This window comes from Parabacteroides sp. CAG:2, assembly GCF_000436315.1.
Lineage (GTDB): Bacteria > Bacteroidota > Bacteroidia > Bacteroidales > Tannerellaceae > Parabacteroides > Parabacteroides distasonis.
The window spans coordinates 216,809-241,746 of sequence record NZ_FR885328.1; the positions used below are offsets into that span (position 1 = coordinate 216,809).

Genomic DNA, 24,938 nt, shown 5'->3' on the forward strand with positions numbered 1-24,938 from the left:
GAATGTCATTCATAAAGAAGATAGGTCTTGTATGCTTTATCGTCTTCTGCTGTGCGGGATGCCGTAGCGCGGGAGAGAAACCGGCTGAGAGTGCGGCTGCTCCCCGTATTATCAACATCATCAATTTCATCCGCCAGACAGATTACCGGGTGGAGAACGCTGATAGTTTATTGTACGAGACGGTTTGTGAGCAAGTGAAATTGGTGAATAAATATGATTTACCGGCAACCTTCTTATTGCAGTACGATGCGTTGATCAACCCATTGTACCAAGATCTGTTGAAAAGTAAACTCAATGATCATTCCGAGATCGGCGCTTGGTGGGAACTTACGCAACCGCAGATCGAGGCCGCCGGGATCAAGTGGCGTGGCGAGCATTCTTGGGTCTCGCACGCGAATATCGCTTTCAGCACCGGATATACGAAAGAAGAACGGGAGCGACTGGTGGATGTCTATATGGCGAAGTTCAAGGAGATATTCGGCACGTACCCGAAATCGATCGGCTCTTGGTTTATCGATGCGCATACCTTGGGGTATATGTACGATAAATATAAGATCGTGGCGTCGTGCAACTGCAAGGACCAAGTGGGGACGGATGGTTATACCCTATGGGGTGGTTACTGGAACCAAGCCTATTACCCGAGCCGGGTAAACGCCTATATGCCGGCGCAGACTGAGGAGGGGCAAATCCCCGTTCCTATTTTCCGTATGCTGGGCAGCGATCCTATTTATCAGTATGATGATGGTCTGGGACAAGAGCGTCAAGGGGTGATCTCCTTGGAACCCGTGTATGAGAAGGCGGGCATGGATCGCCGCTGGGTGGATTATTTCTTGGAATCGATCGTGAACCAGCCTTGTCTGGCCTTCAATTACGCGCAAGCGGGACAGGAGAACTCTTTCACGTGGAGTAATATGAGCAAGGGACTGGAGATGCAGATCCCTATCTTGGACTCCTTGAGGAAGGAAAATAAGATCCGGGTGGAGACGCTGGGCGAATCCGGTGCGTGGTTCAAGGAATGCTTCAAGGTTACGCCGGCGACGGCTGTCACTACGTTGACGGATGTCCGTGGAGAAGGCAATAAGACGGTCTGGTTTAACAGCCGTTATTATCGGGCGAACTTATTGTGGGAGAAGGGAACGTTCCGCTTTAGGGATATCCATCTTTTCGACGAGAGCTATAAGTCGGCTTATCTGGAAAAGCCCGGAGACGGGAACCAGTTCCTATTCTATACGTTGCCCGTCGTGGACGGATTCATGTGGAGCGAGGGACTCGATCGTGCCGGGCTTCGGATCGTCCGATTAGACAAGGATGGAGATAAGGAGGAACTTACCTTGGACCATCCGGTAGTGACGGAGATAGGCAAGGATACCTTGGTAGTTTCCGCCGAAGACTCAAAAGGCCATGCTTTCAAGATCACCTTCTATGAGACCCGCTTCGAGGTAGCCGCTCTGTCAAAGGAGGCGGATTTCTCATGGGCTTTAGAGCTAAAGGCTGCGGCAGGGAAGGAGCTACCTTTCACCGTTATAGAGGATAAGGCGGTCAACGCTAGCTTCGATGGTTTTAACTACGTGATCACTTGCGAAAAAGGCCATATAAGGAAACCTGAATCTGGTTCGGATTATGTCTTTAGGATGTTTCCGTCGGATCAGGAAATAGTAATAGATTGTACAAATGCGAGAAAGTAATATGAATATATCAGTTTGGAGAAAATGGGCGATCGTATGGATGGTCTCTGTGCTCAGTGGTTTTCAATTAAGGGCGGCGGATCCTGTGGTCGTCCCGGCGAATACGGAACCGCTGACGATAGAAGGAAATCGTTTTGTCACCTTATGTATCATGATACGTACGACGCCTTGGGAGGTCTCTAGGGATGTCAAGTTGCATCCCCGGGATGAGGTGGATTGGCATACGCTTGAGGGAGTACGTGCCTTGCGGGAGGCTTTCGCCACGAATAACCCGAACGGTCGTCTTACATGGGGATTCACGATGAATGCCTTGGAGGACGGACGGAAGAATTACCGGGAGATCCGTGATTATGTAGTGGAGTGCCAAAAGAAATATGGGGATGAGGTTACTTATTTTCCCGGTTATTTTCCGGCGATGTATCTACCCCGTGAGCGGGTAAACCGTGAGATGTCGGAGGCGATAGAGATCATTTCTAAAATGGTGGGAAACGGTTATCGTCCCCAATCGATTATGGGAGGTTTCTTATCGGCCGATAATTTGAGATATTTGGCGGAGAAAGAGAACATCCATGTGGCGCACGCCGTGATCTGGAGCCAGCATAATATAGACGGTGGTGGTGCTGACGGCTCTCCTTCTTATCCTTTCTATCCCTCGACGGAACACTTCTGCAAGCCGGCGCAGGGAAAAAGCGATTTCATCGATTGCGTGAATCTGGATGGCTGGACGATGGACTTTATCTGTGCCCGCCGTAGTGGACAGACCGGACATGGTATCGATGGATACAACAGCCGTAGAGGTGTCGGTCCGATCGAGACGTACAAAGGTTGGGGGCTCGACTTAGGGCATCGTGAGGTGATGCACACGGAAGCGATTCACTTTGATAAAGGTCTTGAGTTGAATGGCTTTGGCTGGGTCGCCAATATCTGGGAGGCGCAGATGGTACATGAGTTCGGGAAGGATCTCATCTGTGATGCCATGAAGATGTGGGTAACGGGTACCAAGGAACGCTGGCCGGATACTCATTTCGTTACGTTCGGAGAATTTGGCGAACTTTGGAGAAAACAATATAAATCGAACGACGACTGGAACTATCGCTTCGTAGAACGAGGCTCTGGTTTGGGAGACTCTTATAATAATTTGGAGATAAAATGGTTTATGAATAAGGAATTCCGCTTGGCCTTATTACGTGATTGGCATACGAAAAATTCCCCGGCTTACGTCATCGACTTTACCCGTTATGATTTGCAAGCCCATGAACCTGCCGATCCCAGCCCGGAGAAACCGGCTAAGGATTGGAGCTTGATCAACAAAATCAATCAAAAAGCCCTCCGTCCGCAAGATAAGCCGGTCTTGATCGATAAGTTGGAGAAAGAAGATCAAGATTTGATCCGGAAATATTATCCGGAATTATTTAAATAGTTGGTTTATGAAAAAGATTACCGTTGTTTGTTTAGCTCTTTGCTCCTTTCTTTTTGGGGGAGATCTCTTACCCGTAAAGGCGCAAATCCTAGAGAAGTTCACATTGCCTACCCCATGGACAGAGGAGGCATTGAAGGCTGAGATTCCTTTACCGGAATATCCGCGTCCACAGATGGTGCGTTCGGAATGGTTGAATCTGAATGGTATATGGGATTATATGGGAGGAAAAGACCTGCTTGATCCTGTTACGGCGACCACTCCTCCAGCCTTTCCCGCGAAAGTAGAAAAGATACGTGTGCCGTATCCTCCGGAATCGGAATTATCCGGTATAGCTCGTGGGGGTGATACTTGCCTGTGGTATAAGCGTAGCTTCTCTGTTCCTCAAGCATGGAAGGGTAGGAATGTATTGTTGAATTTTGGGGCTGTAGATCGGATCTCGTCTGTGTTTGTCAACGGTAAGAAGGTGGGTACCCATACGGGAGGGTACGATGCTTTTAGTTTAAATATTACTGATTATTTGAAATCCGGTGAAAATGTCCTTGTGGTAGGTGCTTATGATCCTAACGACGGCCGGGCCGCTTCGGGCAAGAACGGCTCACGTGGAGATTATATTTTTACCTCCGGTATCTGGCAAACCGTTTGGCTTGAACCGGTAGAGAAACAATATATTTCTCAGATTAAGCTAGTGCCCGATTTAAAAAATAATCGGTTGGAAGTAATTGCTTATACGGAGGATAAGGAGTTAAAGGTAACGGCTATCGCGGATAATGGTACTTCAGAGGTGGCAAGAACCGAAGGAAATTCCAATATGAGTTTTTACTTGCCTATCCGGAAACCCCGTCTATGGAGTCCGGATGATCCTTTCTTGTATGGTTTGAAATTACAGTTGAAAGATCGAAAGGGTGAGATAATAGATGAGGTATCTTCTTATTTTGGTATGCGTTCTGTTAGTATGGGAAAGGTAGATGGTGTGCTTCGGCCTTTATTGAACGGGGAGTTTGTTTTCCATATCGGTCTTTTAGATCAAGGTTATTGGCCCGATGGCGCATTTACCGCCCCTACCGACGAGGCCTTGTTGTATGATATCGAGCTGGCGAAACGTGCGGGTTTTAATGTAATACGCAAGCATATCAAAGTAGAGCCTCAACGTTGGTATTATCATTGTGACAGGCTTGGCCTAATGGTTTGGCAAGATATGCCGAATCTTTGGGAGCCTGATGGTGAGGATTCCGTGGCGGTTCGTAAACAGTTCCGTGACGAATTGAAAGTGATGATCGACCAACACGTCAGCTCGCCTGCTATCGTGATGTGGGTCCCGTTTAATGAGAATTGGGGAGCTTTTGAAGCGACAGACATCACAGCTTGGGTGAAAAAGTACGATCCGAATCGTTGGGTAAACGGTATGTCGGGATATAATTACGCTCCGGGCTATCGGAAAGCTTATGGAGATCCCGGAAATGGAGATTTCGTGGATATGCATCATTATGGCAAGATCGAGCCTAAGGCGATCCCCCGTCCCGATGATAAACGTGCTGCGTCCCTTGGCGAATTCGGAGGAAAAGGTCTATTTGTGCGTGGGCATATGTGGCCTGTACGCAATGACGCTTATGAGATGATGTTGAATAGAGAAATTTTGACCGATACCTATGTATTAATGCTTACCGAGCTAGAGCAGATGATAAACTATTTCGGACTAAGCACGGCCATCTATACGCAGACTACAGATGTGGAACATGAGATAAACGGCTTGGTCACTTATGACCGAAAGGTGGAAAAGATAGATCTGGAGAAAGTTAAGTACATCAATCAGGAAGTTATAAGATGTACAAGAAAAAAGTAGCATATCCTCTAAAATGTTGATAATTAAAGAATACGGGATTCATTGGTGAGTTCCGTATTTTTTTATTTTGTAAGTAAAGAGCTAATATTTTTCCCTTTTGTCTTAAAATATTTGAGCTGGTGATAATTGCAAATGAATATGAACAAACTTAGAGCATAGATTGTACGGAACCGCAGGTCATTACTGAGAAGGTGGTGGAGTTCGAGGAGAATCTGTTGATAAATAATGTTGTGCTATTCAAAATTAACCAAACGAAAGTAGATACTTATCAAGGTTATTTATTTTATTTATTAAATTTTTGAGATAAAGATAAATATGTAATCTGTAAAAATTAAGGGACGTATCCATGTGGATACGTCCCTGATAAAATTTGGTTGTTACATTGTTATTCTACCTTCGGGGTTTGGCTGAAGATATCATGAATACGCTTCATGTCGAATTTTGGCGTACGGTCATAATAATAGATACCGTTTTGCTCTTGTTCCACATCAGTCAACTGTGTATAGCAATATCCCCAGATATCCTTCGAAAGAGATAGGACAGCGTTAACTTGCCCCTCCAAACGTTTGTAAAACTCTTCTAAAGAATGGGGGGGGCTCTCCATATCCCCAAGATGTATTTTGGGCACTTTCCATCTGTTGTGACGGGTTCCATTTTATACCGCCAAACTCATCAACTAAATAAGGCATATCTTTTTTATATTCCGGGAATTGGTATTGGTCTGTATATTTCAGGCCGTTGAAACCGATATTTTTCGGCATCAATTGTATTTCCCATTTTGGGGTGACAAATAGTTTACCGTCATTATACAGTTGCTTTTTCAATTCTTCCGGATTTTGCTCGTAATTGTGGATTGTCCAGATATCGGTAGCGATGTGTACACCACCGCTGGTACCGTGGAAAGGACGCGTCGGGTCTATCATTTTCGTTAGGTTATACAGGTCGTGCATCAGGCGCGGATATTGTATGCGATCAGGCCAGAACTCCTCGTTTGTAGGTGTCCAGATAAGAAGGGAAGGATGGTTACGGTCACGTTCTACGATTTCGGTCCATTCAGTTATGAAATTCCGGGCGGTTTCCGTATCATTGCAATCCATTCCCCAACTGGAAGCTTCCCCCCATGTAAGATAGCCCATCTTATCCGCCCAATAATAGAAACGTTCCTCGAATACTTTCTGATGGAGGCGGGCACCATTAAAGCCGGCCGCCATGGAGAGTTCGATGTCATGCTTTAACGCCTCGTCGCTAGGAGCCGTCCAAATTCCATCGGGATAGAATCCTTGATCAAGTACCAAGCGTTGGTAATAAGGTTTGTTGTTCAGATAAATCTTATTGCCTTCGATATGTACCTTACGCATACCTGTATAGCTTCTTACCTCATCTACTACCTTCCCGTTCTTATCTATTACTTTGTATTCCAAGTCGTACAGAAAAGGGTTTTCCGGACTCCATGTTTTCATTTTCTTGATGGGTAGAATAGCAGAAGATAAGGAGCTTGCCGTAATGGTTTGGCTGGCTACTATTTTACCGTTGTCTTTTACGGTTACTTGCAATTTACCTCCTAGTTCCTTATAGAAACGAGGACGCACAACCAATTGTTGTTGGTCTATATCTGTCAGCAACTGCACGGATTGCAATCCTTCCGGATGGACAGCCTCCATCCAAACCGTTTGCCAAATACCTGTGGTCCGGGTATAATTACAGGCGTAGGATTCAAATTGTAGGTTTTGTTTTCCTGCCGGTTGTTTTGCGCTTCGTAGGTCACTTTCTACATATACGACTAGGCTATGTGTCTTTCCTGGTGTTACCAAGGAGGTGATATCTACTGCGAAAGAAGAGGTTCCGCCAAAATGGCGATTGGCTAAGACTCCATCAATGTATATTTCCGATTTATAATAAACAGCTCCAAAGTTAAGTCTTATATTCTTTCCATTCCATTCTTGTGGGATCGTGATAGGACGCTGATACCAGAAATGTTGAATGAAATCCGTGTATTTTACGCCGGATAACTTACTTTCCGGGCAGAAAGGCACTGTGATCTTTTGGTCAAAACCGTTCGATTTATAGAACTCCCGTTCCATTCCGGTACCTCCGAAATCGAATGAGCAAGTCCATTCTCCGTTCAAATTTACCCAATCCATGCGTTCAAATTGTGGACGGGGATATTCGGGACGTGGGATAGACCATAAAGCGGTGATGCACCAAAACAGTAAGAATGTAGTAATGTTCAATTTTTGTTTCATAATGTATAATTGTATTATAATAAATGCAAAAATAAAAATTTGAATACTATTAGACAAATTCTTGAAAGACTATGAAGGGTAACCGCATTAAAATGTCACTTTTAGTTTTTTTGTCGCAGGAGATATACTTATTTTGTCACAGGAGATAACTTACTTTGCCAATGAAGTATATCTTCTCTACCCAAGTAAGTAGTACTTCATTTGATTTAAAATCTATATATTGGGGCATCTTGAAGGAATTGATTTATTTTATTATATGTGTAAAAAGGAGATTAAATGAGAAAAATTGTTGTTGCTTCCGATTCATTTAAAGGCTCAGTATCTTCGATTGAAGTGGCTGAATGTGCCGAGTTGGCGATCCATAAGGTTTTTCCGGATTGCGAGGTCGTGAAAATCCCGGTTGGGGATGGGGGAGAAGGTACCGTGGAGACTTTGATTACGGCGATGGGTGGAGAAGCCGTATCTTGTGTCGTACATGATCCGTTGATGAGGCCGGTCGAGGCTACTTATGGGATACTGGGGGATAATCGTACGGCGGTTATCGAGATGGCGACAGCGAGTGGCCTTACGTTAGTGCCTGTGTCGGAGCGTAATCCCTTGAGAACAACGACATATGGAACCGGAGAGTTAATAAAAGACGCTATGGAGCGTGGCTGCCGGAATTTCTTAATAGGAATAGGGGGAAGCGCGACGAATGACGGAGGAACCGGTATGTTGCAGGCCTTGGGTTTTCGTTTTCTTGATAGAGACGGGAATGAGCTGGAATTGGGTGGGCAGATCCTTAATCGGATTTATGAGATCGATTGTTCAAGGGCATTATCGCAATTGCGGGAAACTTCATTTACCATAGCCTGCGATGTGAATAACCCTTTTTATGGTGAGAAAGGGGCGGCGTATGTCTTTGCCCGCCAAAAGGGAGCGGATGACGCTATGGTCCGTTTGCTGGATGAGGGCTTGCGAAATTTTGCGGAAGTCATAAAAAGAACGGGACGAATAAAGATAGACGACATTCCGGGTGCGGGAGCCGCAGGTGGTTTAGGTGGAGGATTTGTCGCTTTCCTAAAGGCTGAACTTAAACCCGGTATCCGGATGGTTCTGGATGCCTTGCGTTTTGATGAATGTATACGGGGGGCGGATCTAATTATTACGGGAGAAGGTAAACTGGATAAACAGACTTGCATGGGAAAGACCCCATTCGGAGTGTTGCAGGCAGGTGTGAGACAGGATATCCCGGTTATCGTAATGGGTGGTTCCGTAGAGGAGGTAGAGGCGCTTAATAAATCTGGGTTTCTGGCAGTCTTGCCACTTCTTCCTTATCCGGTTTCCTTGGAGCAGGCGATGGACAAGGATTTCACCTGCCGGAATATTGGGCGTGCCTTGGAACAACAATTGCGTGTAATCCAATACTATATGAATCATTAACATAGGGATATTCGTGATAAGGTATATTGTTTTCGTTTTGGAGTTTGGAGGTATTGCGGTGTTTAGTGCCACCATTTACTTTCGCGTTATCAAACTTGAAAAAACGAATAAGAATAAAAATTATTACGGATATGGAAATGAATAAGACACTTGCTTCGTCCGGTGGACGTATTACGGTAATCGACGCTCTGCGCGGCTTCTCCTTGATTGGTATTTGCTTGATTCATGGGATGCAGCATTTTGGCGCTATGGGGACGATGGCTCCCCAAGCCATGTTCCCTTGGGAAGGGACGCTGGATGAGATTTTTCGGTGGTTTATTAATTACTTGGTGTTCGGCAAGTTCTTCATTATATTTTCTTGCCTGTTTGGTTTGAGCTTCTTTATCCAGATGGATCGGGCAGCTCAAAAAGGTGTTGATTTCCGTCCTCGTTTTTTATGGCGATTGGTACTATTGCTGGTGATTGGTTTTGTTCATGGTTTATTAGTCCGTGTAGATATTTTGTTGGTGTATGCGTTGCTTGGTTTTGTATTGGTATTGATGTATAAATGGCCTACTAAATTATTGGTGGGAATCACCCTTTTCCTTTTCTTGGGCGGTGCCTCGCTAATTCCCGTAGCGTATAAGGCTGTAACGGCTCCTGCCGTCGAGCAAGTGGTGGAGAGACCGGCTGCCGCACCTATCGCTCGTGCTGAGGCTCCCCGGCGAGTCCCGACATTAGCCGAGACCATTGAGAACAACGCTTGGGACGGATTGGTAGGAAAAATGAATTTCCAGTTTGCCAGCGGTCGTATCTATCTGACCTTGGGATTGTTTATCCTCGGATTTATCGTAGGCCGAATCCGCTTGTTCCAACGCATGGATGAGTTCCGTAGCCGTTTAAATTACGGGGCGTTGGTCGCGTTGGTTTTAATCGGCTTGTTGTATCTGCTAAAACCTTATATACCTGCCGCATCTTGGCGTGAGGTCTCTATCAATGCGTGGATGGGTGCTACGACAACTAACTTGATTAATCTGATGACGGCTTATCTGTGGGTGGTGTTGGTCTTAGAGGCTTACCGCTCGGTAAAAGTTCAAAATGCCATGAAACCATTGGTTAGCTATGGGCGTATGGGATTGACAAACTATATCGTACAATCCGTGACCGGTGTCTTTATTTTCTCCGGTTTTGGCTTGGATTGGAGCCATTTGGGTGTTTTCTTGAGTGTATTGGTCTGCCTTGGATTTACGGCCATACAGATTGCCTTTAGCCAATATTGGCTGTCCGGCTTGCGCTACGGCCCGATGGAGTGGTTATGGCGGACCGGCACGTATATGAAATGGCAACCCATCCGTTTGGGTTAAGCTGGAAAGCATTGTTCTCAAGACAAATTCCGAACAATAAGACCATTAATGAGCCTCGTGTATAAGAGGCTAAAAATCAGGGTCAGAAAAGCACGATGATCTTTCATCCAAAACACGTACGACTTTTTGAAAAAACATGTACGTGTTTTGGATGAAAGTCGTACGTGTTTGTCCCGAATCCTTCCACTGAAAACCAAAGCGCATATAAAAATCTACAAGAAGCTTCACTTAAACGAAGCGGTAAATGAAAAAGCCGTGGATGGAAGATCGTATAATTAGAAATAATATTTTTAATTTTCATTTTAAAATCTCATCTTTGCGATGAGATGGATGTTAAGGAGCGGTTAATAGTGCAAAAATTACGAAATGGCGAGCAAGATGCTTATCGATATTTATATGATCGTCATTATGTGGTACTATGTCAATTTGCGAATGAGTTGGTTGGCGATCCATTTCTAGCGGAGACTATAGTTGGTGATGTGATATTTCATCTGTGGGAAATCCGTGAGACATTGGATATAAATAGCTCTCTTCGTGCTTATCTAATGCGGGCTGTGCGGAACCGCTGTTATAACCATATCTCATCAGAAAAGGAAAAGAAGGAAGTCCGTTTCTCGAAGATTGAGTCTGAGACCTTGGGGTGGGACGCTATGATACAATCGGATGAACAGCCGCTAGGTATATTACTTGAACGGGAGTTAGAGAAGGAGATCATAAAATCAATCGATAGTTTAGGCGATGAATGTAAACGAGTTTTTAGGAAAAGCCGTTTTGAGCATAAGAAAAATGAGGAAATCGCTACAGAGCTAGGAATTTCTGTCAATACGGTTAAATACCACATAAAGATGGCTTTAACCCGCCTACATCAAGATCTGAGGAAGTATCTGATCTTGTTGATATCATTTTTCTCCTTGTGAGGATGAAAAAATTGATGTTTCTCACTACCCCTTGAGGAGAAATAACTGTCTTATATATAAAAGCTGGATATTTAATCTATATGGAAGAAAAGAAATCACATACGAAAAACGAGCGATCATTACCTGATCATGAAGAACAAGAACTTTGGTTCTCTGCTTTGGTTGCCGATGATTCCTGTGCCTATAATGTCGATAAGGCGTTCGATCGTTTTGTTTCTCGTACCCAGCAAAAACGCCGTACGGTTTTCAATATTCCTAAAATCGTTTATGGTGCGGCAGCGGTTATCCTATTATTGATCGCTTCTACGATTTCCTATTGGTGGGGTGAGCGGCAATTACAGAACCAGTTTGCGGATATCTTGGTGGAAGCTCCTTTAGGGGCCAAGACCAAGCTGATTTTACCGGATAGCACATTGGTCTGGTTAAACGCTGGCTCAAAGATCGTATATTCGCAAGGTTTTGGGGTGAAAGACCGCCATCTTCGACTGAATGGAGAGGCTTATTTTGAGGTGAGGAAAAATGAGAAGTTACCTTTTGATGTAATGACGAAAGAATTGAATGTAAAAGTATTGGGTACTAAATTCAACTTCCGGAATTATGACGAGGACGAAGAGGTAACCGTGAATCTATTGGAAGGAAAAGTTCAGCTAGAGAATTATGTAAAGAAGATGGGAGTAAATTACTTGTCACCTTCAGAGAAAGTTACCTTAAATAAACTTACTGGGGAAATGATTATAAGTCGGGCGGAAGTGAAAAATGCTAAGGAATGGACGAATGGCGGACTTTTCTTCGATGAGATGCCTCTATCTGACATTGTGAAAGAACTGAATCGTAGCTATAATGTGAAGATTCATATTGCGGATGAACAGTTAACCCATAATCGCTTTTATGCGTTATTCAATAGAAAAGAACAGACTATCTATAATGTGTTAGATATTATAACTGCGACAAATCAAGTAAGATATAAAGTGGAAGGTGATAGTATTCTGCTTTATGCGAAGTGATAAATAATTGTTTAACCTTAAAATTGTTTTAATATGGAGAATATGGAAGGAGATTAAAAAGGAGTAACAGGATAATAAAAGGAATCGGAGAATGGGCTAGATCCTCCGACTCATAAATCCTCAAATTACATTATGCAAATGATCTGGATGAGGAATACAAATGTAATCAATACTCTGAAAGGTCATCATCAATCACAAGTTAAATTACTAAAAATTAAGCTATTTATGAAAGTTGTAAAAAAGGCCATTTATGTGGCTGTAGCTTTGTTTTGCTTAAATCTAACTGTTAGTGCTCAGGATATAACATTGAAAGTGAGTAATATAACAGTGAAGCAAGCAATGGATGAACTGAAGAGTAGGAGCGGCTACTCATTTGTATTTTCGTCGGCGGACGTGGATACAGGAAAGAAAGTATCTGTGTCTGCTGAGAATCAATCAGTCGATGCGGTAATCGAACAGATTCTGCGTGGTCAGGAGTTGACCTATGAGATAAGAGACAAGAATGTCATTATACGTAAGAAAACTTCAAGTATAAAGGAGACTTCTAAAAAAGCAATTGAAGTAATCGGTACTGTTTTGGATTCTAAGGGAGTACCTATTATAGGAGCTAATGTGGTTATAAAAGGTACAACAAATGGTACGATCTCTGATTTTGATGGAAATTTCTCTATACAAAATGTTCCAGCGAATGCCGTATTGATAGTTTCTTATATCGGATATGTAGATAAAGAAATAGCAGTAGGGGATGAATCTGTTATAAAAGTTATATTATCTGAGGATATGCAAGCTTTGGACGAGGTGGTAGTTGTTGGTTATGGCACTATGAAAAAAAGTGATTTAACAGGATCAATCTCAAATGTTAAATCGGATAAATTGCTAAATAGGCCAGTCACTAATATTACTCAATCTTTGCAAGGAAAAGTTGCGGGTGTTGAAGTATTCCAGAATTCAGGAGCACCAGGTGGACATGTAAGAATGAGAATAAGGGGTGATAATTCTATTAAATCATCAAATGAACCTTTGTATGTAGTTGATGGAATCATTGGGGTTACGAGTGAACTGCTGAATCCTAACGATGTAGAGTCAATAGAAGTTTTAAAGGATGCTTCAGCTACAGCTATTTACGGGGCTAGAGGTGCTAATGGAGTTGTATTAGTTACTACTAAGCGAGGTCTGAAAGGTAAACCTATAGTTTCTTATGAAGGGTATATGGCTATTGGTACTCCTGCAAAGAAAATAGATGTCTTAAATTCTGAAGAATTCATGCAAGTTTATAATAGCTTATACGAAAATGCTAAGAAATATGATCCTAAAGGATATGAAGAAGGTAAATATGCAAATCGTAATCTCCCTTCAAATTATCCGAACTTGTTTGATGCAAATGGGAAACCTTTATATGATACAGATTGGCAAGATGAGGCATATCGAACCGCTATTTCCCATAATCACCAAATAAGTATGAGAGGAGGAACGGATAATACTACTTATGGCTTGTTTGTGTCTTATAAGGATGAAAATGGAATTATGTTAGAGTCTGGACTAAAGCGGTATAGTGGAAAGATAACATTGGATACAAAAGTCAAGGATTGGCTAACTGTTGGTGGTATGTTATCAGTTAATCAAGTTAATGAAAATAGAGTATTCACATTGACTGATACTGGAGCTGCGTCTCGTAGTGTCTTAGAGACTTTGCCTATAATCCCTGTTAAGTATCCGGATGGGACATGGGGAAGTAATAGGGATTGGCCGGGTACGGAGGACGACAATCCTGTTCGGCTTTTAAAAGAACGTTCAAGATTGTATTATACTACTCAATCAGTTGGTAATATTTATTTAGATTTCAAGATTATTAAAGATTTGTCATTACGTTCTAATATAGGTATAGAATTAATCAATATGAAGAATAATAGCTATACCGGAAAAGGCTTAAGAATTGCTACCAGCCAGCAGGGTATAGCATCTATTGAGGCTCAAAGACAGTATTATTGGCAGAATGAGAATTATTTTAATTATAATAAGACATTTGGAAAGTATCATCGGCTAAATGCAATGTTAGGACTGAGCTGGCAACAAAAGTATAGTGAGAGAGTGCAGGCCCGTCATGAAAATTTCATGGATGATTTTTATCAGTGGCATAACTTAGGTGTCGGTACGGTAGTAAAGCCATCTTCTTCCAATGATTATAGATGGGGTCTAAATTCATATTTTGCGAGAGTAAATTATAACTATAAAGAAAAATATCTCTTAACTGTAACGGGCCGATATGATGGATCTTCTAAATTTGGAAAGAATAATAAGTATGCTTTTTTCCCATCTGCAGCTTTGGCTTGGAGAGTTTCAGAAGAATCATTTTTAAAGAGTAACGATGTTATTAGTAATTTAAAAATAAGAGCAAGTGTTGGTGTGACAGGAAATCAGGAAATTGGAGATTATGCTTTTGCGCAAAATATGGGTACATCTAATATTATTCTTGATAATAATTATGAAACAGGTTTATATCGTAACTCTTTTGGAAATCCTGATTTGAAGTGGGAAAAAACTATACAGGCAGATGCGGGATTTGATTTGTCCTTATTTAATAATCGCATAGAAGTTATTGCGGATTATTATCATAAAACTACGAAAGATCTATTACTGGATGCTCCTATTCCGTATAGCTCTGGACTAGAAACTGTCACGAAGAATATTGGGTCGATTAGAAATCAAGGTCTTGAGCTGACTTTAAATACGCATAATGTTAAAAATAAAAATTTTAATTGGTATACAAATCTTAGCTGGTCTATGAATCGGAATAAAGTTTTGAAATTGGGTGTTAACGATGAAGACATTTTTCCGGGACCTTACCAAGGAGGTGAGATAACAGTATTAAGAGTTGGTAAGCCTATTGGAGCTTTTTGGGGCAAAGTTCGTATGGGAACATGGGGCGAGTCTGAAATAGAAGAGGCTAAGAAGTATGAGAGGTTACCTGGTGATTTAAAGTATAAAGACTTGAATAATGATGGTAAGATCAATAATGAGGATGAGACAATAATTGGTTATAGTTCTCCTAAATGGGTTATGAATTTTTCGAATACGTTTGTTTATAAGAACCTTGATCTTACGGTAGATCTGAGAGTGGTTTTTGGGAATAAAGTATTTAATAGGACAAAAATGACTTTGGAGAACCGTTCTGGAATTGCTAATAGTTTAGCGTCGGTGTTAAACTGTTGGAGTCCACAAAATCAATCATCTATGATTGCGGAGCGACGTCCGACAACGGCCTATTTCGACTATATGCATGATGATTATCTAGTTGAAGATGGCTCATTTGTAAGAGGACAAAACATAATGCTTGGATATACATTCCCTAAGTCTGTAGTTTCTAAGTTGCGATTGCAAAATTTGAGAATATACGCTAGTGGGCAAAATGTATTCTGTATTACTAAATATAGTGGATATGATCCGGAAAGTACAACTTATGAAAATACTTTTGCGCAAGGGGTTGATTTCTTTACATATCCTAAACCTCGAACATTTACTTTTGGTGTCAATTTATCTTTTTAATTAGTAAATATATGAAAAGCACATATTTAATTATACTAAGTTCCTTATTCTTGTTGTCTTGTACAAATTTCTTAGATGAAGAATCAACAGGAACGATGTCTATTGATTCTAATTTATCAAGTGTAGAATCTTGTACGGCATTAGCGAATAGTACCTATGTTAATACGAATGTATTTGATGCTAATGAAGGCACATGGGGAGGAAATACGATTTGGCTTTTGGAATTCATGACAGGAAAAGTGAATTCTGAAGCTTCCCAAACTGAATTTCTGGATTTTAGAAATCTAACGTTAAACTCAAGAAGCCGATATATCGAAAAGTGGTGGGCTGATTGCTATGCGGGAATTGCTAAAGCAAATCTGGCGATAAAAAAGATACCAGAGTTTTCAGGCGTAGATAAGAATATACGTTCAAGACTTTTGGGGGAAGCCTATTTTATGAGAGCTTTGTATTATTTTTATTTAGTTAGAATATTTGGAGATTTGCCTAAAATAACAGAAGTACAATCAGAATTGGTAGAGTTATATATACCCCGTTCTCCAATAAAAGAGATCTATGATGAAATTATTATTCCGGATTTATTGAATGCGGAGCAATCTTCCCTGCCAATTAAAGATGAAACAGGTAGAGTATCTATGGGGGCTGTGAAATCTTTATTAGCAGATGTTTATTTGACTTATGCTGGTTTTCCAGTTCAAGGTGGAAAAAAATATTATGCGGAGTCTGCAAAAAAGAGTTTAGAAGTGATATCTTCTGGGGTATATAGTTTATATCCTGAATACTCTGATTTGAGACAACCTTCAAACAATAATAAGAAAGAATTTATTTTTCAAGTTCAATTTTCTATGGATAAGTCTCATAATGATATGATTCCAAAAGTCTTACCTCCTAAGTCTGATATATCAGCTTATTCAAGTGAATATGGATCACTTGTCCCAACTAAGGAATTTTATGAGAGTTTTAGAGAAAATGATAAGAGAGCACAGGAGCGGGAGTTCTTTTTTTCGTCGTATCCAGGCAATCCTAAAAAACTTCCGGCGGATTCTCCTAATCTAGAGAAAGTTGATTTTGGCGGATTTTATATTTATAAGTTTTTTGATGAGAATGCAATTGTTAATACTGCGAAATCAGATTTAAATTGGACACTTTATCGTTATGCTGATGTCTTGTTAATGTATGCGGAAGCTCAGGTTGAGGCTGATGGACACGCTAATAGTACTGCTTTAGAAGCTTTGAATTTGGTTCGTAGACGGGCAAAGTTGCCTGATTTTATGAATTCAAATAAAGAGGTATTTAAAGAAGCTGTATGGGATGAGCGCTATTTTGAACTTTGTTTTGAAGGAAAAATTTGGTTTGATATGGTTCGAACTCGTAAAATCCGTAATGACTTTAATGGAAAATATGAGAATTTTACAGAGTATACAACCGTATATGGTAAACGATATACTAACCAGTTCTTATTATTTCCTTTGCCTCAACGTGAGATGAATGCGAATACCGCATTAGTTCAGAATGAAGGTTATTAATTAAAATATTGTATTATGAGTAGATTATTTGTGTATTTAGTTGTTGCGATTTTTTGCATTACAAAAACTTTGGCTCAGTCTGAATCTTTTTATTTTATTCAATTATCAGACCCTCAGTTTGGAATGTTAGAAAAAAATAAGAGTTTCTCTCAAGAGACAATGATTATGGAAAAGGTTATTGCTGCGATCAATAATTTAAATCCTGCATTTGTGGTTATCACTGGCGATATGGTAAATGATGGTAAGGATCAAAAGCAAATTGATGAATTTAAGCGGGTTTGTAAATTGATAAAAAAAAGTATTCCTGTTTATGTGTTACCAGGAAACCATGATTTAAGTCAACAGTGTACAGACGAGTCTATTAGTAATTATATGGATGAATATGGTTATGATTGTTTTTCTTTTCAAGTGAATAATAGTTGTTTTATAGGATTGAATACACCTGTTATTTTTGCAAATCGAGAAGAAAAGGAAAAATCTCAACTGATTTGGTTGGAAAAGATTCTAGAGAATTCTCAGAAATGTAATCACCGTATTCTTTTCGGACATTATCCTTTCTTTGTGAAAGAATCCAATGAGGCAAACCGATATGAGAATATTCCCTTAGAAAAACGAAAAACATATTTAGATCTTATGAGTAAATATCGAGTAAGTAATATGTTTGCGGGACATTTACATTATAATGCAATGAGTTCTTATGAGGATTTCAATATAACAATAACGAATTCTATTTGTACTCCTTTGGGTAAAGATCGAATCGGCATTCGAATTATTAAGGTATATCCGGATAAGGTGGTTCATGACTATTATGATTTAGAGCAAATACCTTCTGATGTTGTTTTGTAATGGATAGTCTATAAAAAGAGGATGTATGAAGCATCCTCTTTTAGTATGAAGTCTGTCTTTGTGATCTCTATACATATTGATAGATAGTTCCTCTAAGTTAATTTGCACCTTATTGTCTTATAGCGCATTTTCCTCCTCACAAAATAAATTCTTAGGTAAAGTATCCAACAGTCATAGTTTTTGCTATTTTTGCCATATCTGATTACTTAAAAGGAGAAGGAAATAATATGATAGCAGATGAGAAAATTTTGTTGCGCCAACTAAAAGAAGGTTCACATCAAGCTTTCCAACGTCTGTATGAATCTTATTTCGATTTGTTTTATGGTTTTATTTTTCGTCTCACCCGGTCTCATGGACTTACAACGGAGGTTGTACAAATCGCATTTTCAAAAGTTTGGAATAGTCATACTCGAATTGTACCCGAAGAATCCTTTAAAGCATGGTTATTCAAGATTGGAAAAAATGAAGTGATCAATGCCATGAAAAAACAGTGGAATGATCCGCTATTTGTTGATTTCTTGTCTTATTGTGAGACTGAGTCTATGAGTGTAGAGCCAGATGACTCCTATGATTTCAATCAATTCAAGGCCGACTTGGCAATGGCAAAGCGAAAACTCACCTTTAGACAACGCCTCGTTTTTGAGCTTTATAACGAACAGGGGTTATCTGCTAAAGAAATAGCGGAACAATTACAGATTAATGAACAATCTGTTTACAATCATCTATCTAAAGCACTCGCTATCCTTCGGGATGAATTGCGGGTTTATGGATCTATGTTGCTGTATTTTCTTTTGTTAAGAATGTAATTCGCACTTACCTCGATTTATTCCTATTTTACGATAGGCTACGGTTCTGCAAGCTTAGAACTAAGTCCTTATTAATTTGACGATGTGTTGTAGAACATATCTTTTATTAGAGTAGTAATTTATAATCTCATTGTATTACCTTATAGAAATACTTATAAGAAATCATGCTATGCTGAATGAATTACTACATAAATATTTATATAAACAGCCTTCTAAAGATGATGCCCGATCGATCAAGCGATGGATTGACACTGCTTCTGAGCCGGAAATAGAACAGGCCCTTCTTCAAGAATGGGAAAAACATACGGTATCTGAACCCCGTAATTGGCAAGCCTATTATGCCGTAACCGGGCAATTGAGATCAATTTTCAATAGCCATCGAATAAAGAAAACAGATCAGCATTCTTTGATCAATCATGTTATCAAAATTGCGGCAATCTTGCTTATTCCATTATTATTAGCGACAGGGATTTATTATGTGACAAAGCAATATCAGTATAAAATCTATGCTTCTACACAATATCGGATGGAGACAGGAAAGGGTGAACGGGCCACTTTAGTTTTACCCGATGGCACAAAAGTCTCTTTAAATAGTGAGAGTTCTTTTACCTATCCGGCCTCTTTCGGAAAGACTGATAGAAATGTGCATTTGGAAGGTGAAGCCTACTTTGAGGTCGCACACGATGAAGAGTTACCATTTATTGTCCAAGCCAAGCAAACGTATGTGAAAGTATTAGGTACAACTTTTAATATACATACTTTTCCTGATGATGATTGGATAGAGACTGCTCTTGTAAATGGTAAAGTTGAATTTTATGAGATAGACAATCCGGATAACCGGATAACATTATTCCCGGATCAAACAGCTCGATTTAATACGATTACCCATCAATTTGAGCGAAATACGATAGAGCAACGATTGGCAACAGCTTGGAAGCGGGGTGAAATTATATTCCGGTCGGCATCATGGCCTGAGATTATTGAGCGAATATCACATTATTATGGAATTGAAATCGACCAAGAGACCACAAAGGTTCCCGAAGAACGATTCACTGGAAGTTTCTTGCATGAGGATGTAAATAACGTATTACGGAACTTACAGGTACATTATCATTTCACCTATACAAAAACAGGAAATCATATTAAAATAAAATTCAAAAAGTGAATAGAGAGTAGTTAACCTTTGTATAATCAAAAAATCACGCCTATGGACAACACTAGTTAAAAGAGAAAAAACAGCTGAAGAATGTGCGAGATTCTCCAGCTGAATATAGGGTATTACCCTATTGAGTAAATTATCCGCTGCCTAGGCAGCAAAAAATTAACCTTTTTATTTCTTTCAAATGAATCCAGTAAATCAAAGATTGCGTAAAGATAAGCAATTGTGCAGAAAGTTCTTCTGTTTAATTGCGATTTTAATAATTTTTCCATATGTGTCTTTTGCACAAGGTGAAATTAGTTTATCTGTGGAGAATGTCGACCTAAAAACATTATTGGTCGAGATTGAGAAAAAATCCGATATACGCTTTACTTATTTAAATCAACTATCGGATACAAACAAAGATATATCTCTAGCTGTCACGAATAAGACTGTAGAAGAGATTTTAAACCTAGTCTTGTCCAAGAAAGGTATGGAATTCACCCGAACCGGCAATACGATCGCTATTCAAATGAGGAGCCCACAAAACCGGCAAACAGCTCCAACTAAAAAAGTAACAGGAATTGTTACGGATTCTAATGGGGAGCCAATTATTGGAGCGAATGTCTCTGTAAAAGGAACAACTACGGGCACTATCACGGATATAGATGGTCATTTCTCTTTAGAGGCAATCGAAGGACAGACGATTTTAGTATCTTTCATTGGCTATTCTTCTAAAGAAATAGATATAACTGATAAATCTTCCTATCAAATATCTATGTCTGATGATACTCAGAATCTAGACGAGGTTGTCGTAATCGGTTATGGAACCGTACGAAAAAAGGATTTGACGGGGGCGGTAGGTAGTGTGAAAAGTGAGGATATGATGCAACGTCCTTCAACATCTATTTCACAAAGTATTTCCGGGCGTATAGCTGGTGTTAATATATCTTCTAACTCAGGACGTCCCGGGGGTAATCAAACGATTCGTATCCGTGGATATTCTTCTATTAATGCGACTAATGAACCTTTGTATATTATAGACGGTGTTCCCGGTGATATTAATATATTGAATCCAAATGATATTGAAAGTGTAGAAGTGTTGAAAGATGCCTCTTCTACCGCAATATACGGAACCAGAGGATCTAATGGAGTTATCGTCGTGACAACAAAAAGAGGTAAGAATGAGATTACTGTCAACTATAATACTTATCTCAGTCTTAATACGGTAGCGAAAAAGCTGGATGTGCTGAATGCCGAACAGTTTTTAGCTGTTGAAGATATGATATATGCGAATGCTAAAAAGTTTGATCCGAATGGTTTCGCTTCAGGAAAATATATTGATCCATCTGTAAAAAGACAAGATTATTTAGTTGGTAATACGAAAGGAAAGCGTGAGTTATTTAAAATGGAAGGAGGAAAACTTGTCCCTTTGTATGATATAGACTGGCAAGACATGTTGGAACGGAATTCTTTTAGTCAGATTCATAATTTATCTTTTACGGGTTCAACAGGTAAAACAAATTATGGAGTGTTTCTAGGCTATACAAATGATCAAGGTATCGTCAAGGAGAGTAAATTAGAGCGTTTCTCAGGACGTGTTACCGTAGACCAAACCGTATCGAATTGGTTAAAGCTTGGTACAACCCTTAGTTATTCAGAGGTGAAAGAAAGACGCATTGACACAAGAGTAGGCTACAACAATGTTCCTCGCATGATGATTGAAATGATCCCTATCGTTCCTTATAAATATGATGATGGTACTTATGGTCGTAGAGAGGATTATGGGGGCATGGAATCTGCTGATAATCCATTAGCACAGATTAATGAGAATATTACTCCCTATAACTCAAATATATTTATGGGAAATGCCTATGCTAAAATTACTTTTATGAAGGGGTTAGATTTTACGTCAACTATTGGCGTAAATCGGACGATTAATATGAATCCATATTATAATAGTACGCAGTCTGATATTGTAAATGGTGTAGGGGGAAATCAAGCATCCATAACAAACAATCGTTCTTTACAAATTTTATGGTCGAATATTTTGAACTATAATGCGATATTCAATAAAATGCATTCTTTGAATGTTATGTTGGGACAAGAAGCCCAAAGTTATGAATATTTTCAGAATGTTGCTACAATTGATGGAATATCAGATGATTACTATCAATGGTATAATATGGGAGCGGGCTCAACATTAAAGGCGCCATCTTCTAATTATACCGGAGATAAGATGTTATCTTATTTCGCTCGTATTAATTATTCATTTAAGGATCGTTATTTGGTTACTGTGACAGGACGTTTTGATGGCTCCTCTAAATTTGGAGAGGATAATAGATTTGCTTTCTTTCCTTCTGCCGCATTAGGGTGGAGGGCCTCTGAAGAAGATTTCTTGAAAGGCAATAAAGTTATCTCAAATTTAAAACCAAGAGTTAGCTATGGCTTCACTGGAAATTCGGGAATTCCTACTTATGGCTCTATGGCGAATCTATCGACTAGTGGTATGGCTTATCCTTTTGGAGGAACTAGGGAAAATGGTATTGGAGTGGGCTCTTTGGCTAATCCGTTGCTTCGTTGGGAAAAAACTGGGCAATTTAATGTCGGTCTTGACCTCGGATTTTTAAATGAGCGTATATCGTTATCTGCTGATTATTATATTAAGCATACTACCGATATGTTACTAAATGCTCCTGTTCCAACGACAAGTGGTTTTCGCTCTATTTCTACAAATATTGGCAATATGCGAAACTCGGGCTTTGAATTCACTCTTAATACACAAAATATACAGACTAAGAATTTCTCATGGTCCAGTATGCTAAATTTTTCTTCTTTGAAAAATAAGATTACGGCTTTGAGCCAAGGGGATGCTGATATTATAATGGCTCCTAATAATTTAACGATTTTGAGAGTCGGAGAGTCTGTTGGATCATTTTTTGGATATATACGCGATGGAGTTTGGGGTGAGAATGAAGCTGAGCAAGCTGCGATATATGGAAAATTACCGGGTGATGCGAAGTTAAGAGATGTAAATAACGATAAACAAATCAATGAATCAGATCGTGTTATACTAGGTAAAGGAATTCCCGATTTCTATGGAACTTTCACTAATACATTTAAATATAAAGATTTTGATCTTGTGATAGAATTACAATATAGCTGTGGAAGTAAGATTTATTGGGATGGATTAGGTACTTGTGCTATGCGCCAAGGTATTGCTAATAGTTTATCTATGGTTCTAGATACTTGGACTCCCGAGAATCAAGGTGCTACATTGGAGCAAATCAGGCCAAGTAATGCTTATTACAATAGCTTGAAAGATGACGCACGCCTATATAATGGTTCATTTATTAGAGGTAAAAATATCTCATTAGGATATAATTTACCTTCTGATATTTGTAAAAAATTACATTTAAAAGCGTTACGTGTCACCTTGTCTGCTCAAAATATATTTGTAATCAGCCAATATCCTGGATTTGATCCGGAGACAACGGTTTATAATACAACTACTCAGAACGAGGCCTTTGCTCAAAATATAGAGACTTTCGGTTACCCGAAACCTCGGACATTCTCATTTGGTGCTAATATCACTTTCTAACTTTCTCAAAAAAATACAGATTATGAACAAGATAAAATCAATATTATCAAAATGCTTTTTATTGGGTATATTCTTTTTGGGAACAATAGCTTGTAGCGATTATTTGAATGAAGATAATCGATCTGCGATTACCCAAGAAAACTATTTCCAAAATGCGAATCAAGCGCAAACAGCGGTAAATGGTGTTTATTCAGGATTAAACGTACTCCTTACTCGGGTAAATTACGGGGAATCTCCATTTATTTCTATAGAGTTACCTGTTGGTCATGCGAAAACACTTGGGCAAAATGCGAATAATAATAACATGATTCAACAGAGAAGCGCTTCCATTGAGGGCGTGTTTTTCACGGTTTGGTCAGGATTTTACAAAGCAATTGCCAATGCGAATATGTGTATCACGAATTTACCAACAGTGGATATGGATTCGGCGGAAAAAAGTAAATTGCTAGGTGAGGTTTTGTTTCTACGTGCGTTTTACTATTATTACTTAGTGAGGCTATATGGGGATATCCCTTGTATTACCGAAGTGATAAGTACGAATAGCCCGGATTTCTATCCAAAACGTTCATCTGTAGCTGATATCTATGACAAAATAATTATTCCGGATCTGTTGGAAGCTGAAAAAACCTCTCTTCCGGATTATGATGCTTCTGGTCGTGTCTGTAAAGGCATGGTGAAATCATTATTAGCCAGCGTATATTTAACTACTGCGGGGCATCCTTTAAATAGGTCGGCTAATTATGAGTTGGCTAGAGATAAAGCTTTTGAGGTAATTAGTGGGGTACCCAACCAATATCCTTATACTTTGTTTGATAATTATGCTTATTTGCATGATAGGGAGCATAAGATACAGCAAGAGCTGATTTTACAGGTTCAGGTGGAAATCGGAACGAATGATCAAGGCACTAGTGGTATCGCTCAACTTATTATTCCTGAGAAATGCGGTATTTCTAAGTTCCCGGATGAGTATGGGGCGTTAACTGTACGCGACGAATTTGTACAGTCTTATGAAAAAGGAGATCGGCGTGCGAATTTGACATTAGGTGAAACAAATACATTCTTTTTTAATACATATGAAAAAGATGGAACTCCTATTTCTTTCAGCCCGATAGGTTTATATAAATATTGGTTGGAAGAGGCTGCCGGTAATAATGGTGATCAAAAAAGTGATGAGAATTATACCTTATTACGCTATCCGGAAGTTTTATTAATCTATGCGGAAGCTTCTAATGAAGTTTCCGGTCCCTCTCAAGCTGCGGTAGAGCAGATTAAGAAAATTAGGGATCGAGCAGGTTTATCTACTCCAGATGCAGGCACATTTACTAAAGATTCTTTTAGAGAATTTATCTGGAAAGAGCGATATCATGAGCTTGCTTTTGAAAATAAAGCTTATTTTGATATTTTACGGACATGGAAGGCCTATGATCTAAAAAATAATCGTTTTGTAGATGCGTTTACGTTCCAAAATGAAAGTGGGGTGACATTCAAAAAACAATATTTGAATTGGCCTATACCTTCTATTGAGATTAATACAAATCCAAATTTAAATCCTCAGAATGAGGGATGGAGTTAAATAATTTATAATAGGCAAGCTTTCGCTGCTT

14 protein-coding genes and 1 pseudogene are annotated in these 24,938 nt (G+C 39.7%); 14 read left to right on the top strand and 1 reads right to left on the bottom strand.

The window, feature by feature from the left end:
- Positions 1–2: 2 nt before the first annotated feature.
- From QVP94_RS16960 to QVP94_RS16970, 3 genes are read left to right on the top strand one after another with little or no spacing between them, the layout of a single operon-like run.
- Positions 3–1,685 carry a hypothetical protein gene (locus QVP94_RS16960; protein ID WP_022193059.1) on the top strand — a complete coding sequence of 561 codons (1,683 nt, stop codon included), beginning with the start codon at positions 3–5 and terminating at the stop codon, positions 1,683–1,685.
- Positions 1,672–3,105, top strand: coding sequence for a DUF3863 domain-containing protein (locus tag QVP94_RS16965; protein WP_022193060.1), 1,434 nt, complete (start codon positions 1,672–1,674; stop codon positions 3,103–3,105). The genes QVP94_RS16960 and QVP94_RS16965 overlap by 14 nt, the downstream gene beginning before the upstream one ends.
- A 7-nt stretch (positions 3,106–3,112) precedes the next feature.
- Positions 3,113–4,945, top strand: a complete 1,833-nt coding sequence (locus QVP94_RS16970) for a glycoside hydrolase family 2 protein (RefSeq protein ID WP_022193061.1) — start codon at positions 3,113–3,115, stop codon at positions 4,943–4,945.
- A 385-nt stretch (positions 4,946–5,330) separates the two neighbouring features.
- On the opposite strand, the pseudogene QVP94_RS16975 reads toward QVP94_RS16970, so the two are convergent.
- Positions 5,331–7,188: pseudogene (locus QVP94_RS16975) on the bottom strand (glycoside hydrolase family 2 TIM barrel-domain containing protein).
- Between the two features lie 276 nt (positions 7,189–7,464).
- Between QVP94_RS16975 and QVP94_RS16980 the strand changes: the two are divergent.
- From QVP94_RS16980 to QVP94_RS17030, 11 genes are all read left to right on the top strand, one after another.
- Positions 7,465–8,610, top strand: a complete 1,146-nt coding sequence (locus QVP94_RS16980; protein ID WP_022193065.1) for a glycerate kinase — start codon at positions 7,465–7,467, stop codon at positions 8,608–8,610.
- Positions 8,611–8,741: 131 nt separating this feature from the next.
- A complete protein-coding gene (locus tag QVP94_RS16985; protein WP_022193066.1) occupies positions 8,742–9,953 on the top strand; it encodes a DUF418 domain-containing protein in 1,212 nt (403 codons plus the stop codon).
- A 326-nt stretch (positions 9,954–10,279) separates the two neighbouring features.
- Positions 10,280–10,870 (top strand): RNA polymerase sigma-70 factor, encoded by a 591-nt coding sequence (locus QVP94_RS16990; RefSeq protein WP_008773085.1) that lies wholly within the window; start codon positions 10,280–10,282, stop codon positions 10,868–10,870.
- Positions 10,871–10,950: 80 nt separating this feature from the next.
- Positions 10,951–11,874, top strand: coding sequence for a FecR family protein (locus QVP94_RS16995; protein ID WP_022193067.1), 924 nt, complete (start codon positions 10,951–10,953; stop codon positions 11,872–11,874).
- Positions 11,875–12,099: 225 nt separating this feature from the next.
- Complete coding sequence (locus QVP94_RS17000; RefSeq protein WP_022193068.1) at positions 12,100–15,417, top strand: TonB-dependent receptor; 3,318 nt, start codon at positions 12,100–12,102, stop codon at positions 15,415–15,417.
- An 11-nt stretch (positions 15,418–15,428) separates the two neighbouring features.
- Positions 15,429–16,943 carry a RagB/SusD family nutrient uptake outer membrane protein gene (locus QVP94_RS17005; protein WP_022193069.1) on the top strand — a complete coding sequence of 505 codons (1,515 nt, stop codon included), beginning with the start codon at positions 15,429–15,431 and terminating at the stop codon, positions 16,941–16,943.
- A gap of 15 nt (positions 16,944–16,958) precedes the next feature.
- Positions 16,959–17,789 (top strand): metallophosphoesterase, encoded by an 831-nt coding sequence (locus QVP94_RS17010; protein WP_005860151.1) that lies wholly within the window; start codon positions 16,959–16,961, stop codon positions 17,787–17,789.
- A gap of 227 nt (positions 17,790–18,016) precedes the next feature.
- The gene (locus QVP94_RS17015) at positions 18,017–18,595 is read left to right on the top strand and encodes an RNA polymerase sigma factor (RefSeq protein WP_022193070.1); all 579 of its coding nucleotides are present in this window, start codon (positions 18,017–18,019) and stop codon (positions 18,593–18,595) included.
- Between the two features lie 169 nt (positions 18,596–18,764).
- The gene (locus QVP94_RS17020; protein WP_005860147.1) at positions 18,765–19,760 is read left to right on the top strand and encodes a FecR family protein; all 996 of its coding nucleotides are present in this window, start codon (positions 18,765–18,767) and stop codon (positions 19,758–19,760) included.
- A gap of 178 nt (positions 19,761–19,938) precedes the next feature.
- The gene (locus QVP94_RS17025) at positions 19,939–23,334 is read left to right on the top strand and encodes a TonB-dependent receptor (protein ID WP_036629103.1); all 3,396 of its coding nucleotides are present in this window, start codon (positions 19,939–19,941) and stop codon (positions 23,332–23,334) included.
- Positions 23,335–23,356: 22 nt separating this feature from the next.
- Entirely contained in the window at positions 23,357–24,907 is a 1,551-nt protein-coding gene (locus QVP94_RS17030) for a RagB/SusD family nutrient uptake outer membrane protein (protein ID WP_005860143.1), read from the top strand.
- The last annotated feature ends 31 nt before the right edge of the window (positions 24,908–24,938 follow it).